Source organism: Halomarina rubra (genome assembly GCF_023699475.1).
GTDB lineage: Archaea > Halobacteriota > Halobacteria > Halobacteriales > Haloarculaceae > Halomarina > Halomarina rubra.
Genome location: NZ_JALXFV010000007.1, coordinates 265,537 through 281,875, shown reverse-complemented (window position 1 = coordinate 281,875; position 16,339 = coordinate 265,537). Strand labels below are relative to the sequence as shown.

Annotated in this window: 12 protein-coding genes and 3 pseudogenes; 8 read left to right on the top strand and 7 right to left on the bottom strand. The window is 56.8% G+C overall.

Annotation, left to right across the window (positions count from 1 at the left end; genetic code table 11):
- Window positions 1–72: 72 nt before the first annotated feature.
- Window positions 73–2,373, top strand: a complete 2,301-nt coding sequence (locus tag M1L36_RS14090) for a heavy metal translocating P-type ATPase (RefSeq protein WP_250874381.1) — start codon at window positions 73–75, stop codon at window positions 2,371–2,373.
- A 317-nt stretch (window positions 2,374–2,690) separates the two neighbouring features.
- Window positions 2,691–3,331, top strand: a pseudogene (locus M1L36_RS21650) (putative glycolipid-binding domain-containing protein).
- Between the two features lie 470 nt (window positions 3,332–3,801).
- Here M1L36_RS21650 and M1L36_RS14075 read toward each other — a convergent pair.
- Both M1L36_RS14075 and M1L36_RS14070 read right to left on the bottom strand, forming a co-directional pair.
- Window positions 3,802–5,655, bottom strand: coding sequence for an AAA domain-containing protein (locus tag M1L36_RS14075; protein WP_250874379.1), 1,854 nt, complete (start codon window positions 5,653–5,655; stop codon window positions 3,802–3,804).
- Between the two features lie 147 nt (window positions 5,656–5,802).
- A pseudogene (locus tag M1L36_RS14070) lies at window positions 5,803–6,110 on the bottom strand (hypothetical protein); the annotation flags it as partial.
- 203 nt (window positions 6,111–6,313) lie between these two features.
- Here M1L36_RS14070 and M1L36_RS21805 point away from each other — a divergent pair.
- From M1L36_RS21805 to M1L36_RS14050, 4 genes and pseudogenes are all read left to right on the top strand, one after another.
- Window positions 6,314–7,261 (top strand): annotated as a pseudogene (locus tag M1L36_RS21805) (DUF8172 family protein).
- Between the two features lie 543 nt (window positions 7,262–7,804).
- The gene (locus M1L36_RS14060) at window positions 7,805–8,077 is read left to right on the top strand and encodes an AbrB/MazE/SpoVT family DNA-binding domain-containing protein (protein ID WP_250874376.1); all 273 of its coding nucleotides are present in this window, start codon (window positions 7,805–7,807) and stop codon (window positions 8,075–8,077) included.
- A gap of 2 nt (window positions 8,078–8,079) precedes the next feature.
- Entirely contained in the window at window positions 8,080–8,430 is a 351-nt protein-coding gene (locus M1L36_RS14055) for a type II toxin-antitoxin system PemK/MazF family toxin (RefSeq protein ID WP_250874375.1), read from the top strand.
- 291 nt (window positions 8,431–8,721) lie between these two features.
- A complete protein-coding gene (locus M1L36_RS14050; protein ID WP_250874374.1) occupies window positions 8,722–9,807 on the top strand; it encodes a hypothetical protein in 1,086 nt (361 codons plus the stop codon).
- A gap of 87 nt (window positions 9,808–9,894) precedes the next feature.
- On the opposite strand, the gene M1L36_RS14045 is transcribed toward M1L36_RS14050, so the two are convergent.
- The 3 genes from M1L36_RS14045 to M1L36_RS14035 all read right to left on the bottom strand — a co-directional run bounded on the left by M1L36_RS14045 (window position 9,895) and on the right by M1L36_RS14035 (window position 13,354).
- A complete protein-coding gene (locus M1L36_RS14045) occupies window positions 9,895–10,458 on the bottom strand; it encodes a DUF3267 domain-containing protein (RefSeq protein ID WP_250874373.1) in 564 nt (187 codons plus the stop codon).
- A gap of 221 nt (window positions 10,459–10,679) precedes the next feature.
- Entirely contained in the window at window positions 10,680–12,539 is a 1,860-nt protein-coding gene (locus tag M1L36_RS14040) for an MBL fold metallo-hydrolase (RefSeq protein WP_250874372.1), read from the bottom strand.
- A complete protein-coding gene (locus M1L36_RS14035; RefSeq protein WP_250874371.1) occupies window positions 12,539–13,354 on the bottom strand; it encodes a hypothetical protein in 816 nt (271 codons plus the stop codon). The genes M1L36_RS14040 and M1L36_RS14035 overlap by 1 nt, the downstream gene beginning before the upstream one ends.
- A gap of 301 nt (window positions 13,355–13,655) precedes the next feature.
- Here M1L36_RS14035 and M1L36_RS14030 point away from each other — a divergent pair, with 301 nt between their 5' ends.
- A complete protein-coding gene (locus M1L36_RS14030) occupies window positions 13,656–14,720 on the top strand; it encodes a hypothetical protein (protein ID WP_250874370.1) in 1,065 nt (354 codons plus the stop codon).
- Between the two features lie 118 nt (window positions 14,721–14,838).
- On the opposite strand, the gene M1L36_RS14025 is transcribed toward M1L36_RS14030, so the two are convergent.
- Window positions 14,839–15,357 carry a hypothetical protein gene (locus M1L36_RS14025; RefSeq protein ID WP_158203465.1) on the bottom strand — a complete coding sequence of 173 codons (519 nt, stop codon included), beginning with the start codon at window positions 15,355–15,357 and terminating at the stop codon, window positions 14,839–14,841.
- Between the two features lie 6 nt (window positions 15,358–15,363).
- Window positions 15,364–15,528, bottom strand: coding sequence for a hypothetical protein (locus tag M1L36_RS14020; RefSeq protein ID WP_158203466.1), 165 nt, complete (start codon window positions 15,526–15,528; stop codon window positions 15,364–15,366).
- Window positions 15,529–15,956: 428 nt separating this feature from the next.
- On the opposite strand from M1L36_RS14020, the gene M1L36_RS14015 reads away from it, so the two are divergent.
- Window positions 15,957–16,339 (top strand): DUF7979 domain-containing protein (locus M1L36_RS14015; RefSeq protein ID WP_250874369.1); only part of this gene is annotated, 383 nt, incomplete at its 3' end.

Genomic DNA, 16,339 nt, shown 5'->3' with positions numbered 1-16,339 from the left:
TAGAATTTGGATGCTACTATTACAATACTCATCATAACGCCTTTCACTGTTCCACTCCAAGTCTATCCCACGATGAGTACCACACACGTCCAGTACGACATCGGGGGGATGTCGTGTTCGTTCTGCGCCGAGAGCATCCGCAAGGCGTACGAGCGAACGGAGGGCGTCGAGGAGGTGAACGTCAGTCTCGCCCACGAAGAGGTCCGAATCCGGTACGATAGCGGCGTGCTGGCCGAGGTCGAACTCAAGGACACGCTCCGCGAACTCGGGTACACCATCCGCGACCCGGACAAGCAGAAACGATTCGAGGAGCAACAGCGAGAAGTCGAGCAGGCCACCCGCCGATTGACGCTCTCGGGCGCGGCGGCCATCGCGACCGCCGGGCTGATGCTGTTCATGATATTCGTCCGGGGGACCTTCGAATCGCAGGCCCTCTGGATGGACCTCGTGACGCTGGGGCTCGCGCTCGGGACGATGTTCGGACCCGGGCGCTACATCACCGAGAAGGCGTACAACAGCATCCGACGCCGCATCTTCAACCAGCACGTCCTCCTCGAAGCCGGAGCGTTCGCTGGACTGCTCGGCGGCTTCCTCGGCCTATTCGTCTTTCCGACGTTCCCGACAGTCCATTTCTTCGCCGTCTCAGTGTTCATTACTACCTACCACATCCTCTCGGAGTACACCAGCCTCATCGTCCGCACCCGGGCGTCGCGAGCCGTGCAGGGCCTGCTCGACCTTCAGCCCGACACCGCCCGTCGCGTTCGCGACGGTGAGGTCGAAGAAGTCGAGGTGGACGAACTGGAATCGGGCGACCACGTGCGTGTCAAGCCCGGAGAGAGCATACCCGTTGATGGCACAGTACTCGAAGGCGAAAGCGCCGTAGATGAGAGCGTCGCGACGGGCGAGTCTGTCCCCGTGGACAAGGGACCGGGCGACGAGGTGATTGGTGGAAGCGTCAACGAAACTGGGACACTACTCGTGGAAGTAACTGCGACCGGCGACGACGCGTTCTTGAATCAAGTTGCGAGGCAAGTCGAGGAAGCGAGGACGATGAAACCCGGCGTCGTCCAGTTAGCAGACCGCGTGCTGAAGTACTTCGTCCCGGGTGTCCTCACCATCGCAGTCGCGTCTTTCCTGTTCTGGATACTCGTCCCTGTCGTCTGGTCAGGCGGCCCGTTCGGGACGGAAGCGAACGTCCAGCGTGGTGCGTTCGCGGCGCTGGCCGTCCTCGTCCTCGGGTACCCGTGTGCGCTCGGAATGGCGACGCCGCTTGCCCTCATTCGGGGTGGTGGGCTCGCCGCGAACAGGGGGATTCTGATGCGGAGCGGTGATGCCTTCCAGATATTCCAAGACGTGGATACCATCGTCCTCGACAAGACCGGAACCATCACCAAGGGTGAGCCTGCCGTCGAGGAGGTCGTCGCTTTCGGCGGCAACGAATCCGACGTGTTAACACGAGCGGCCAGTGCGGAGGCATTTAGCGAACACCCCCTCGCGGATGCCATTCTCGATTGCGCAGACGAACGTGGCGTCGAGTTCCCCGACCCAGACGAGTTCGACAGTGTGACCGGGAAGGGGATTCGGGCAGAGGTAGATGAAATGCGGATTCTCGTTGGAAAACCCGGATGGCTCACCGAGGAGGGCATCGATATGGCTACTGCCCGGGACGACATCGACCGCCTCCAAGCACGAGGCTATACCGTCGTCTGCGTCGCCGTGGATGAGACGGTCGTCGGCCTCGTTGCAATCGGTGACCCCGTGAAGAACGACGCCGCAGAGACCGTCGAACGAATGAAGGACGCCGGAATCACACCCGTGATGATTACCGGGGATAACGAACGAACTGCTACTGCCGTCGCAGAGACGGTCGGTATCGACCGAGTGATGGCCGACGTGCTTCCCGACGACAAGCGCGACGAGATACGACGATTACAGGAGGGCAGTGAACGCGTCGCGATGGTCGGGGACGGCATCAACGACGCGCCCGGGCTAACGCAAGCCGACATCGGCATCGCCATCGGCGCGGGCACTGACATCGCCATCGAGTCGGCGGACATCGTGTTGATGGGCGACCGGCTCGGTGGTGTGATGGATTCCTACGAGATTGGTAAGAGCAGTTATCGGAAGACGAAGCAGAACCTGCTGGCCGCGTTCTCGTTCAACGGTATCGGCGTGGCCGCCGCGACGACGGGCCTTGTCCACCCGGTGTTCGCGATGATTGCGATGGTCCTCTCCGTCTCGGTCGTCCTCGTAAACAGCTTCGCGGGGCAGTTGCTTCGGGGCGAGCGTCTCAATACGGACTTCACCGCCGAATCCGACACCTCTGCGGTCGATACGGACGCGTCTGCTGGTGCTGAAATGAAGACGGCCTAAGCGACGACCTCGTAGCCAGCATCGTGGATGGCGGTTCCGAGGTCGTCGTCGCTCACATCGTCCTCAACGACGACTTCGACCGTCCCGGCCTATCATCGTAGTACGGCAACGAGAGTTGCCGTGCGAGCGGACCTAAATCTGCTTCCATTCCGTAAATTTCTCAAGCGGACATATTGGGGTAGTGATTCTGATTGCGGCCATGTTTGAGGAGAGTGGTCCCACTCTCAATGTGATAGACTCACGGCACAAGTTCACCGATTGGGTTACACAGTGTAGTGTGGAATAGAACTCTGTGATGGTTTGCGGAGCCGTGTTTAATGCACTCATCCAGTCGGTGGTTAGGATACAGGGCCATTATCGCGTACCGCGCTGATGGTCGCGACATGAACCGAGACGTCTACTGGACACCTGCTGCCAGAGTTGGAATCGAATCGCTACACTTGGTCGAAGATTCGGCGGGTATCGATGTGGAGAGCGTGGTAGTCGGGTCTGTCGACGACGAGTCGTTCCGTATTCGGTACGACATTAAGTGCGACCAGCACTATCGTGTTCGACGAGTGGAGGTGTCCACTCTCGGCCGGAACTCAATGTCAATCTCACTCCGGGCCGACAAGGAGGGTCTTGGACCGATGGCCGTGGAGCGCCAATAGCGAGGCTGGATGGCTGCACCGATGTCGACATCTCGGTGACACCGTTCACGAACACCCTTCCGATCCGTCGTCTGGGCCTCGACCATGACGAATCGGCTCAAATCGAGACGGTCTACATCTCTGTTCCCGAATTTCAGCTCGAAACGGCCACCCAGCGATACACCTGTCTTGACGCACTCAACGAGGACGGCGGCCGGTTCCGCTACGAAAGCATCTCCAGTGGCTTCGAGGCTGAACTGCCGGTCGACTCAGATGGCCTCGTCATCGATTACCCAGCACTGTTTGACCGGATCTCACGTTCCGAATGAGACACAACAACTGAAGGCAATGAGCAGACATCTCGAGTAGGACACGTGCGCTCGAGTTATCGTGTGACCGACTGAAACGTCCTTAAGAGTACACTTTTCAGAGCACCCATACAACACCAGCGTATGAGATATGATGTCTATCAAGGGGCGACCAAGTGATTCGAATACAATAGTGTCTAAACACTTTCTGGGAACGTTCTCGACGATGTCTGCTCGAAGTGGTGCTACGACGGAGTGCTTCGTATCGACCGCGGGCTGGTGAGTCCGAAATCGCCTCGGGGGCGTACAATGACGAGATACAGTTCTGGGACGCTGACAGCGAACTCTTCGAGAGTTACGGGGCGGGTGAAGAGTGGCTGATTCACCGTGCCTAACTGTGATTACCAAATACTGCCAGCACCATCCGGGAGGAACTCAGCGGTTGCACTGCCCCCGTCCAATCGTTGTGGTGGCTGACTTTCTAAGCCGATCTATTGCTGCGAGACCATTGCATCCTTCTCGAGAAGATACTCTCTAAGGCGATGGTACGTGTCCGCGCAGCTATCAGATTCGTCGCGGAAGGATGCTGTCGTTGATAGAGTATCCCAGTCACCAATCAGTACTAACCTCTTTTTGGCACGCGTGAGGGCAACATTCAATCGCTTCTTTGCGGTTACCGGTGGGTCCTCTAGGAATCCAGAGTCAGCATCGGTGTTCGAGCGAACGAAAGAGACGATTATCACCTCTCGCTGTCCACCTTGAAACCGGTCAATTGTGGCAACGTTTACTTCTTGGGCGACTGCACCGCCCAACGTTGAACCCAACTTGTCGTTGATTTTCTCCTGCTGCCTCCCATATGCCGTTATGACTCCAACCTCTGCCGGTTCGACCCCTGTGTTCAGGGCTTTTTGAACTTGGGCAGCGACAAACGCTGCTTCAGTCGAATTGTAGTACGAATAATCTCCTTCGTCCTGCTGGTCTGGGCTGGTATGATGAATCGCTCTGATAGGTCTGAGGTTTTCCAGAGTTGCTTGTCTGTTTGCATCACCATGTTCCAACTCGTCGTCATAGAACTCCTCGTTTGGAAATTGAGCGATGTCCTCATGCATCCGGTATTGGCGATAGAGGGTTTGGGAGAGTCCAGAACCGTACATAGAGACTAAGTGCTCAAACAATGACTTGTGAAGCCCTTGTCGTTGCATCTCGCGGTCTGCAACGTATGGCGGAAGCTGTTTGTGATCTCCTGCCAGGATAGTTCTTAAACCGAAGTGTCGCTCATACCCGTATTCGTTCTCAATCGTTCGGCCACCTCGTCCAAACGGAATCGAAGTGGCAGGGCATGATGCCTGTGAAGCCTCATCGACCACGACAAGGTCAAAGTGGCCACCAACTGCAGCCGCGGTATTGGTGGTTGTTGCCACGATATCCACAGCAGGAGTATCTGGCAGGTTTTGAGTGTCAACAAAGTACCGCTCTCTGACGGTGGGGTGAAGTTCCCTTGTAGAGCTGCTGGGACGAATAAGCGAGATATCTCTCTCGCTGTTATCGTTGCCCATCGAACGAACAACCCCGTTGAGCGATGCTCTGTCCGCCTCGCCATCTCCGATGACTATGTTATCTACTGCTTGGTTTGAGTGAGCAGTGACTAGAACTCGCTCTTCGTTTTTTACAGCCTGTTCGATTATCGCGACCAACGTTCGGGTCTTACCAGTCCCTGGAGGTCCATGAATGCAGAACACGTCATTGGCGAGTAGCGCATCTACCGCGGCACTTTCTTGATATGGGTTGAGTTCAATATCAACATCCAAATCAAAGTCCTGCGCGGATTCGAATTCTAGCGGTCGCTCCCCACGGAGTACGCTTCGATACGCTTCGGTAGACGACTCAAAAGCCTCCAGTTCACGACGCTCAGCGACTCCTTTGACGACGACTCGTAATGTGACAGCATCAATTCCGTCCGTCGAGACATCAGCCTGAGACCGTTTTCCATAGGAAGTGTCGACAGAGATGCTGCTATCTGAAATCCGCTCAACCAGTCCATCAATCCACTCGTGAGTGCCATCTTCTTTTTCCCACAGAAGTGCCACAGTGTTCCCTTCATAGACGCTGTAGAGTTCTTCAACGGTTGGTCGGCGGTGCGTTCGTTCAGGAGATGGTCTGCTTACTGTGAAGAGAAGAGATCCACGGGTCCGTTCTATGATTCTATCAGAACGGACTGCGCCGGATGTACCTGCTGCCAAGTCAGGCCCTTGATCAATGACGTCGTCAAGGACCTCGTCGTGTTCAGTCCTCAATTCTGTACGAATGAACCCGATTGTGTCGTCAACAAACTCCTCGTATTCCACATCCGAAAGTGGCTGTTCCGCCTCTACTGGCTTGTCTCTGTAGGGTGGCCGATCATCTGTCGAATCTCCGAATTCTCCAGCGGGAAGTTCGTATCTTCGATCCCAGAACCGAATCCTGCGCGCGAGGGTGGAACGACTGAAATCATCGAATTCAACGTACCCTGAGGCTGATATACCATTGTCGTAATAAAAACAGCGCCGTAGTCGGTTGTTCGGTATGTAATAATATCCCCATTGAACGTTGGTTCGTCGGGTTCGTGAGCCGGGATTACGACGTAGTCGCGGTTCCCCAGCCCTTTTCGGCGGAAGAACGACACGATTTCATCGACTGCAATCGGAGGTTCGTCGTCAGCCCATTCAACATCCTCCTGAGCATCAGCATCATCCATTTGAACTAACGTAGTGTCATCACGGGTCTCCACCTCAGAAACAAGATCGCTGAGATAGCCAGACATTGAAATGTCACTGAGGGCCTTGATTATAAATTCAGCCATTAACCCAGAACCAATTACGAAAGGGTTGTAACGAGGGGATATTCTTGTACGAAGATAGGGATCCGCCAGTACTCAAATGGCACTCGAGATGAGCGTACTACCCCAACCACTCGTCACCTGTGTCGTCGACGTAGACGATTGTGCCCCCATTGAGAATCCACTCAATGTTCGGGAGCCACCAACCACGTCCCTCAAGAGAGGGACGACCGTCTGTTCACTCAAACCCGTCCCCCATGCGTCATCGAATCGTCTATTACCACCATCCGATGGACAAGCGCTACTCGTTAGCGTTCGTTGCCCAGGACGCCGGTGAACTTGCGGCCCGATACGATACTAGTGACTTGCCAGTGAAGGCAATAGGGTACTCGCTCTCAGAGACCACTGTCTACTGTCTGTACACGCACACAGGGGCGTCGGGAACGACAGCTGATCTCGAAACCACAGAGGCTGAAATCGCCGCTGCACTCGACGAGATGCACCCTGCCGACCGCACAATTGCTATTCGCCTCCTCAACATCTACGAGGGGGTGCTTGACGAGGAAGACGAAGCGGGAGACGGCTTGGAGATTTACAAAGAGCTTGAGATGGACAATCTCCCCCGCGCCCTCGCTCAGGTCGACTGGAGCGGGACGGCGGCCGAGATTGCAGGCCGTCTGATGTCGAATCTCATCTTGAAGTACGCACTCCCAAATGCGAACCATCGGTGCAGTATCTCGCTGCTAGAAACGTACTTGGAGTTCTGCTCGCGTGAAGACGCACTGGAGTTCTCGATGCCGCACACTCACACGCCAGCGTTCGAGTGCCACGAGTGGGTGAACGAGTATATTTGAGAGTCAAAACGGATACTCACGATTCGCCGGAACAACGTCCGGTTCGATGCGCTTCGCGACGCTGGCTGCGAGGTCGTCGTCCGGAAGGGAGACATTGGAATCCACCTAGCGGAGTGGGATCTCGATGCGCACTACCGAGAGGCGTGGACCGAGTACGCGCAGTTACACGAGCACCTCTGCATGGAGTTTGCCGAGGAAGTCACTCGTCGAGGGGGCGCTCCAGCGTTGGGTGAACAGCCGGGGCTCACCAAACAGGAGTTCGCGTCTCTTCTCAGAGAGTGACCAAAATCAGCAACCAGTACGAAAACCGCAGGTGACTAATCCTGCAAGCGCGCGTTCGAGCGACCGACCTATCGGTAGTACTCTCCCTCAGGGAGGTTATACCGGCGTTCGAGATTCCGGACGGTCTGATGGAAGTCCATTGAGTCTCGTGTGTATACACAGTCCGGCGACTGATATACGTAGTGTACTGGCTACATCGTCGAGATGATTCCTGTCATGCCTCGTGACTCGGTACCTAGTTCGAGGAGGGTACCCAGAGGTGCTGAAGCATCCCATGGACGACGAACGCTCTCCACGCTGTCGTAGACGAATTCGGCAATGCATTTCGTACTTCTTCTTCCCCGACGAGTACGGCGAACCGGTCTGGCAGCGAATTTCAACGGTCGAGCTTCATATCTTACGGCGTAGATAGCTACAGCACCAGGCGGTACTGCTGGATAACGTGTAGCCCGGTAATCCCACATCTGCCGGAGTTCTCTGGGATTTTTACCCGACGCCTCGGCGTCGAAACCGATTTAGGTATGAATCGAGTATGAATCTGGTATGAGCACCGACTCAGAGACGCGAAAGGTGGGTGACCGTGGACAAGTCGTCATCCCGAAGCGACTCCGCCGAGAACGCAATATCAAGGGGGGTGACGAAATCGAATTCGTCACCCGGGGCGACGACATCGTACTCCGAGTCCGGCCCTCCGAAGATGATCTCGCCGCTGCGTATCAACGCACTGCAGCGCGGGACGAAGAAGTGGCCGACGCGTTCGCGGACACGAGTACTGAGGCTGACGCCTACCTCGGGGACGCGCCGGAGTGGGAGTAGCCGTGGCCAGTTTAACAAGAGGCGACATCGTTCTCGTTCGATTGGACCCTACGAAGGGCTCAGAGCAGCGCGGTACTCGGCCGGCACTTGTCGTCCAGAACGACGTCGGGAATCGGAATTCGAACACCACCATCATCGCTCCGCTCACGACGAGCTACGAACCCGGAAACATCGCCCCGTACGAGGCGGAGGTGAAAGCGTCCACGAGTGACATCAAAGAGGACTCTGTCGCCCTGCTCAACCAGCTCCGAACGGTCTCTATCGAGCACCGGATTCTCAACAACTTCGGAAGCGTCCCAGAGGAAACGATGCAAGAGGTCGACCGGGCGATTCGTGTCAGTCTGGGTCTCTGAAGTCAGCTCCGAGGACCCCGGTCTCCGCGAGAACCAACCGTCCCACTTCTCAGAGGCCTAGGTGGGACGGTCCAGCATGCGGGAATCGGTTGCCGATCCAGAGGACGAGTGCCGCGGGAACGCCGACGTCCGTGGGCATCGCGAACGGCACCAGCCACCGACGAGCAGGTATCGATTCATACCGTCTATGGATTGGCTGATTCTACCGAGAGCGCAGTTGGAGTCAGACTACTGTACCAGCGGAAATAGAGCAATTCAAGTGGCCATATCCAGACCTGTTCGTAGATGAGTATGTGGTGGACTCGACGCAACGGCATCGTTGCGACCGCCATCATCGTCGTTGCCTTTCTCGTTGGTGCGCTTCTCTTCGTGCCGAGGTACACTGGATATTCAGGAACTGAAGTCCTCGGAGTAGCAACAGCACTGAGCGCCATTTTCACGCTTGCACGCCATGGCGTCGCACTCTTCGACTTCCTATCGCCAGACAAGGCCGAAGAAGACAATGAGCAGTATAACGAACTCCGACAAGAGCTAGAGGACGCTGAGGAGGACCTCATCGGGTACGACCGGGTGACGCGGATCTTGGAGGCACGGGAGATAGACCCGTATTCGTTGCTGAATAGCCAAACTGACTCGTCACACTTCCTATTGCTGAATTTCACCAATCAAAGCGGACCCCCACTCCCAGTACCAGCTGTCGAGGCACCTGTCGGCAACGGCACACCGGTAGCCAATCACGAGGACCTACCGACACCCGAGGAGGAGGACTCGAGATTCATCCGAAGAGCAATCGAGACCGACTTTGACGCGCAGGCTGTGTCGGCATTCACGTGGATAATCCCCCCGTGGATCGTCGAAGAGGAAGGACTCAGTGATGCCACGAAGGCGGACCTCGACGAGTGGGTCAAACAGAACATCTACGACAGGTACGACGAGGAGTATCGAGCGTTCATGCCCCTCATTGCCCTCGTTGATTTTCGGCGGGCGACCTCTCGTGTTGATGAGAAGGGGAAGTTCGGGACTGCAGCAGACAAAATCATGGCGGGGTCGGAGGAATTCACGGAACGGGATTATCTAAACGCGATAGCAGCACAGGATGTGAATCTGCTTGAGGTTGTGAAATCCGGGGAGCTGGTCTACTTCCTCCCACTGGAGGTGGATCAAGAAACGCTGGAGACGTTCAGTGACCCGGAGCTGCAGGAGGGCATCATGGAGTTCGTTGAGGGCTCTGGACTCAGCGCTCTGGCGGATGATGAGAATATACCACATCTCGTAACGGGACTCGAAGCAGTCGGGATTGAACGAGCAGAGAGTCTAGCACGCGAAATCAACGAGAGTGCGAAGACGTGGAAGCGGGCAATCGCAACGAGAGCCTGACGTCATGAAGGGCCGAGCAAGCAGGTTCGAACAATCTCCTTTGTCGTCGTTTCGTCGTTCAACTCTCCAGATGGCTGTACGAACGGTTTAGTCGGTCGGGTGAGCGAACAACTGCAACCGCTCGTAGCCTGTGTCGTCGACGTAGACGATTGTGCCCGTAGGCTGGATGAGCAACCACACAGCACCGGCCACGTCGCCTGCTGCTATTGTGGTGTTGCACAGTAGGACGAACACATAGGCTGCGATGAGGATGGGTGACGTGGTGCTGCTCAGCAGTGCTACCATGACCACGTTGATCACAACCAACGGTGCGAGCAGTATCGCGATATTGTCCCAGCGAGTCACCGCCTGCTGATTCGCCACCACGTACGGATTCCACAAGCGCCATCGAATCGTCGGTTCGTAGCCAAGCGCTCGCTCAACGACTGCATGGATTAGTTCGTGGACAATGACGAGTGGAACGATCAACAGGAGCGTCCCAAGTGTCAGTAGTGGTGATGCCTCAGCAGCTGCCTCCCAGACGGAGACGACGGGCAGCATCACGAATGGAACGAGTGCGAGCCCAATCGACAGGAGTGAAATCGGGATGGGGCCGATTGGATACTTCCGATAGCGCTGGTAGCCGCGTGGTGAGGTCGGTGTCGATGTCATACACGCTTCGCTGAGTGTCTACCTGACTTAACCGTGGTGTCAAATACTGGTCGACAATGTTGAATATCCCCTGTATCGTGTCGAACCCTCGATGCCGATACTTCTGTCCGGTCCACTCGCGGAGTCGGTGGGGACTAAGAGCACCGTGTCTGAACGTGACTGGTTGAGCGTGTACCCCCACGGAACGTCGCCATCCGGAAGTGGACGGCTTCGAGCGGTGGCTACTGCTGTGTGCGTTCTAGCTCTTCGCGGACGATTGCGCGAACCTCGGCTTCGGTGAGTCCGCTGTTGCGGTCCTCAGCGACGGCGCTGGAGAGTGCGGTCATCGTCTCTCGCAGCGAGTCGAGTTGGTCATCGAGAGTCGCCTGCTCAGAAGGTTGTGGTTCGAGGGCCTTCGTCGTCATCTCGTTGGCTGTCTCGGCGTTGATCGCCAATGGAGAGAGGGGTGCGAGACGCGTCACCTGATCGACTGTCTCGACGTTCTCAACCAAGTGGGACTGGAGCGCCTCCTGAGCGTAGTGAGGGCCGTGCACCAACCCGATGGTGTCTGGACTAACGTGGCGTGCGAACTCGAGGAGGCCCGCCTGTGACGCGTGCGCACTCAGCCCATCGACCGTCGTAATCCATTCAGTCGGGACGGTAATCGTGAGGCGTGCGTCGCCTGTCTCTTGTTCTTGGACCCACCCGACCGAGCCGGTTGCGGACGGCCAATCGCCCGGTGGGGTGATGGGGTCGATATCGGGTGTCACCGTCGGGGCTTCACCATCCGCCCGTGTCGCGGATTGGAGGGCACGGCCCGCGGTCCCGACGGCTTGGTACCCCGTGAGGACAACTGCAGCATCGTCGTAGCGTGCCGCTAGCTCAGCGAGGTATCGGGGAGAGTTCCCGCCGGTGAGCATCCCCGACGGGGCGATGATGATTGGGATGTTCGTCCCCTCTACAGGGTCGTATGCGTCGAAGACGCGTTGTCGGTCTGCGTCATCGTCAGGGACGGTGATGTTGTCAGGGAAAAACGGCTGAGAGACCCCACTCTCGTGGATCATGTTGACCAGACTCTCGTCGAACAGCGAGTCATCGCTCGCATGGAGATGGTAGAGGTCAGTGACCTCCTGGGCGAGACCGTCCAACACGATGTGGACGTCGTCTGTGAGCGACCCAGGAAGCGTGTGAAGACGCTGTTGGAGTAACAGCAGAATCATCTGTGCGCGGCCGACCGCGAACGTGGGGATAAGCACTGGTGCCCCTCGTTCGACAGCCTCTGCAATCGCCTCAAAGAGATTGGACTGGGCCGTACTCGTTGAGGTGTGGGAGTGTTTGTTCCCGTACGTCGACTCGGTGATGAGCGCATCAGCGCTCGGGGGCTTGGCAATATCCGGAAGATAGCCCGCTCGTCCCCCAAGATCGCCAGAGAACACGATGCTGTGGCCTGCCGTCTGGAGCGCTACCCACGCACTTCCAAGCAGGTGGCCCGCTGCACCGAGTTCGAACGTGGTGGGGTCGTTCTCCGAAACAGGTGCATACGCTTCGACGCGGTCCGTTCCGTAGTCGACTGGTTCGAAGCGTGCACAGACGTCGGTGACATCCTGCGACCAGAACTGCTGGGACCGACCCGGTCGTCGGGCCTCTCGCCGGTGAATCTTCAGCGAGTCCTCCAGCATTGTATGTGCGATCTGTGCGGTCGGCGCGGTCGTGAGAATTGGAGCTTCATCGTCGAGCAGGCCCTGGTTCTCCAGCACTGGTAGCCCACCAGCGTGGTCGATGTGTGCGTGGGTCAGGAACACCGCATCGATTTGTTCTCGGTCGAGGCCGCGAAAGTCAGGAAACTGCCCGCCACTGCCCTGGTTGAGCCCACAGTCGATGAGAAACGTCGAATAAGGCGTCTCGACGTGGTAGCAACTCCGACCCACCTCTCGTGCGCCGCCCCGGGGAACGACGACGAATGGCGTCTCGGTAGTCGCTTCGAGCCCAGCGTGCGCGAGCGGGTCGAACTGTTCGTTCGCTTCGGGTGGCAGCCACGGGCCGCCACCGTGGTTGTCGGGAGGGCTGTCTCCTGTCCCGTCTTCAGAGTCGTTATCCGTCATTATCGGAGCACCTCTTCGGCGTGGAACACCGAGCGTTCGAGTTCCTCGCCAGCAAAGGTGACTGGCCGCAACAGGTCGTCGGCCTGTCGAGACATGACCGGCAGGAGATCCTCCAGATTGGAAAGCGACGGGCGGAGTGGGCGACTCCGATCCCCGTCGCGAGCGAGGTGCTGGAGTCGGTAGATCGCCGGCGTGAGCGACAGGTCGTCGACGTTCTCGGCGTCTCGCTCAGTGTAGTAGCGAGCAATCCCCGCAGACCCCTGTGATTGCTGACCCTGTCTGAAGGGCTTCGCAGTCACGTGTTCGACAGCCGTGAGCTGAATCGGAGACCGTGACTGGCCGGGAAGTGTTTCGCTCAACTCCTCGCGCACCGCTGTCGCCGAGAGTGCCCCATCGCGCTGGAAGTGAGCGATTCTCATCTCCCCTTGGCGGTCGTAGAGACTCGGCTTGACGTGTGGCGTACCAGAGTCAGCGTTGGTGGTGACGAAGTGGGTTGGCACCTCTACGATGTCCACGCTCAACAGGGCGAGCGCCTCTCGTTCGACAGGGTACTCTGCGACAATCGCATCCACCGCGTCGGAGAGTCCGTCGAGCGCCTCGTCGACGGTCCACGCCTTCGTATCTCCACGAGGACGCTCTGCGGGATTGTCGAAGTAGATCGTCGTCTCCGGGATGTACGCGGTCGTCGGAACCTGAACCGCCACCGGATACGACGGCCGCTCGAACGTTTCGTGCGTCGTATCGTGTTCGCGCGAGCGATGTAACTGGATTTTTGCTCGGACCGGAAACACGGCATTCGGCAGTTGCTCGAGCACGTCGAACGGGTCTGGACTCTCTAACAGAACGGTCTCTGTTCGTGCAGTCTGGGTCGCGTGTGACATGGGTCGATATTCAAGACCGAGTGAGTCTCATCCCCGTGACCCACTCTGCCTTGGCACACTCATGCTACGCGACTGGCATAAAGCTAGGAATAGCTCGGTGAAAGTGGAACCTCGTACAAGGTACAGTCGACCACAAGCGAGACGTATCTGTAGAGGCTGCATCGAATTGCGTCTGAATAGACACTGGGTATGGTCAGTGCCAAAGTTTTATTATCTGATTGGAGAATGTAAGTATATGAGACCAAATGCGGACATCCCCTGGAGCATCCACGGGCGAGTCAAAGAGTACGCTCAAGCGAACAATTTGACCGTCGAAGAATCGTATATTGAAACACTTCAGCACGGCATTGACGCCCTTCCAATGCCACTCGAAGCAACTGACGGCCTTGGTACGCATTCCTCGAGCCATCTTCCGTACGGTCCACGGTCGATTCAGACAACTGACGGCGATATCAACGAGTACCTCACGTGTCTTCCTCGCCTCCACATCCCCAGTCAACCGGTTGTCTTCCGCTCAGTCGGGAAACGGCGAGCAACGAACGAGGAGATACGAACTATCCTGACGCGGTTCGCCAAACACATTGATCAGAGTATCGACGACTGGTTTACGATTCACCAGTTGGGAGGAGCGTGGGTCGGACGAGGTCTCGAAAATTATGCTCGGACTCTCACATCTCTGCCCGACCGTTGGCAGGGTGCAGACTTCAGCATCTATAAAACAGAATTCGGATTGTACGTCGCAGAGTTATCTGACAGCGAACTCGTATTCGTGCGGACAGAAGCCGACGACCGTGATGAAGGCGTCTCTGAACTTGAAATTGGCTTTGTAACAGACGGGCATCCGGTGCAGTCTCGGCGCTACACACAAATCGCCGCTCAGTTCGGGTTCGACGAACTGACTCCAGGCACTGACCGTGCGCTCCCTTCGCTGCGAGCAGGCTTCTCTGAGTCAATCCCATTGAACGTCACCGAGCGGGTTATGAAATCGGATCAGCTCGGCTCAGGCGATGAACCGTGGGTTGCTGGCGCGTTTGTCGAGAACCCGTTCCGTGACGATGCAGTGAAGCAAGAACTCTTGGACGGCACTCCCGAGGCAGTGCTTGATGACATCGGTGACCACCACCTGTTTGATTTTGAGATGTTGGAATCATACGACGAGTTGTACTGCGAGTTCAAATCGCACCATCCCGCAAGCGAAGACCACGACTATGAGATGCAGGCGGCATCGATTTCTGCACTCGAACGAGTGTTCGGCTGGCAGAGCTCTGCTAACGTCAGTATCAGTGCCCGGTATCTCTGAGGGCCTCAACTCGGTGAAAGAGGGATACGCCAATACAGAGCAACGTGTGTGCTGGAATTCGCTGAAGAGGTCCTTCAGGTGGTTGTGTAGCGGCTCAGATTTGGTATAACAATCGCGCCTATGGTGAACCCCAAGAGAGGTTTACGTCTTCGATGGAAATCGTTGACAGCCCATACTCTGCAGGACTCACCTGTGCGAAATCGGAATCATCGGTGAGAATGTGTGGTTTTTCGAATCGGTTGTTGTATGCCTGCAGGAAGATCGGGACGTCCTTCGGCTGGATCCCAAGCAGCTTTCCGAGTAGTACTGTCGAAGGCTCCGTCCGAGTCTCGTGGAGCGACAGTTCACGGACATCGCTAGGCGAAAACTCTGCTCGAATCGATTTGCAGTGAGCCATCACCGCATAGAGTTCTTCAAGCACGCCATCGACATCACGATTGTCTACTCGTTTTGACCGGTGGAGTCCCTGCGTGATTTCTTCGACAACATATGGGGTGACCTCAGTCTGGTAATCACCAGTGAGAATCCCCTCATTGAATATAAGCCGTTCACCGAGCGCCTCAGAATAGATCTCGACAGGGTACTCGGATGCTGTTGCTATGTATATCCAGACGTTGCTATCTAGGACAAGAAACATCCGCCGTCAGTCGTCGGCAAGAAGGGGAGATTCTGTAGAGGTGTCGTCCTCTCGAAGCGCCGCCCGGTCCCAGTCGAGGTCCGAATTGCGTTCTTCGAGACGAGCCTGAGCAGCGACTGCGTCTTCGTCGCTGAGGGCACGTTCCCAGAGGGTGGCTGCTTTGTCGCTCATAGTCGGTCTCTGTTAGTACAGTGGAGGGTAGTTGTCCGTATAAGAGTACTGGTCAGGAGGACAGCTCCGTACTCGCCCCGAGCTGTTGGGGGACTGGCTAACGGAGTATTGCCCACCGGTTGTGGGGCGGTCAACACCCCACGTTTCCGCTGTAGGTGTGCCGTATCTGGGCTCTATTTCCACCTCTGGGGTACTCTCGCCGCGACAACCACTTTCCCGACTTGCACTTCCAGAGCAGGAAGTGAACTTTAGCTCGCCCAGGGGGTTTAGCGTCAGAACCAAGCGCAGTTTTTCAAATGCATACTACCTACTCGCTCCCCGTACTCGCTCGTTGAGGTGGGAGGCTTTGCGCCTATATTCAGCTAATATCGAGAAGCACCGTATGAACGCGTCACAAGGTATTTACCCCGATGTACGCTCGCTGACGTATGCCTTCCGTCTTGAATACGGTTGTCGCACTTGCAGGTGTCCTCGTCGTGGTTGGCGCTCTCACCGCAGGGTTCGGACTGTACGAGCAGGCAACCAACACGTGCACGCCTGGAAGTAGCCTCCACATCACCCATCTCCAGCCGAACGAAACAGTCGAAGACACGCATCAGCAGGACTTTGAGAACCTCTCAGCGGACCAGCAAACCGCCCTTCGTGACGAACTTCCGGTCAACGACTCTGTCCGCGTTGAAGAGACTGGGTCGTACGATGGCATCATCAATACCGTAGTGACGTACCAAGATGAGCGATACTACATTGGCCGCATCGAGCACTCGGACTGCTCACCAGACAACCGATCGTATCTCGTCATTGGAGGTGGGGC

Bases quoted from the DNA above. Each gene is read 5' to 3' on its own strand.
- M1L36_RS14090 (WP_250874381.1), top strand. From the start codon at position 73: ATGAGTACCACACACGTCCAGTACGACATCGGGGGGATGTCGTGTTCG.
- M1L36_RS14060 (WP_250874376.1), top strand. From the start codon at position 7,805: ATGAGCACCGACTCAGAGACGCGAAAGGTGGGTGACCGTGGACAAGTC.
- M1L36_RS14050 (WP_250874374.1), top strand. From the start codon at position 8,722: ATGTGGTGGACTCGACGCAACGGCATCGTTGCGACCGCCATCATCGTC.
- M1L36_RS14045 (WP_250874373.1), bottom strand. From the start codon at position 10,458: ATGACATCGACACCGACCTCACCACGCGGCTACCAGCGCTATCGGAAG.
- M1L36_RS14040 (WP_250874372.1), bottom strand. From the start codon at position 12,539: ATGACGGATAACGACTCTGAAGACGGGACAGGAGACAGCCCTCCCGAC.
- M1L36_RS14030 (WP_250874370.1), top strand. From the start codon at position 13,656: ATGAGACCAAATGCGGACATCCCCTGGAGCATCCACGGGCGAGTCAAA.
- M1L36_RS14025 (WP_158203465.1), bottom strand. From the start codon at position 15,357: ATGTTTCTTGTCCTAGATAGCAACGTCTGGATATACATAGCAACAGCA.
- M1L36_RS14020 (WP_158203466.1), bottom strand. From the start codon at position 15,528: ATGAGCGACAAAGCAGCCACCCTCTGGGAACGTGCCCTCAGCGACGAA.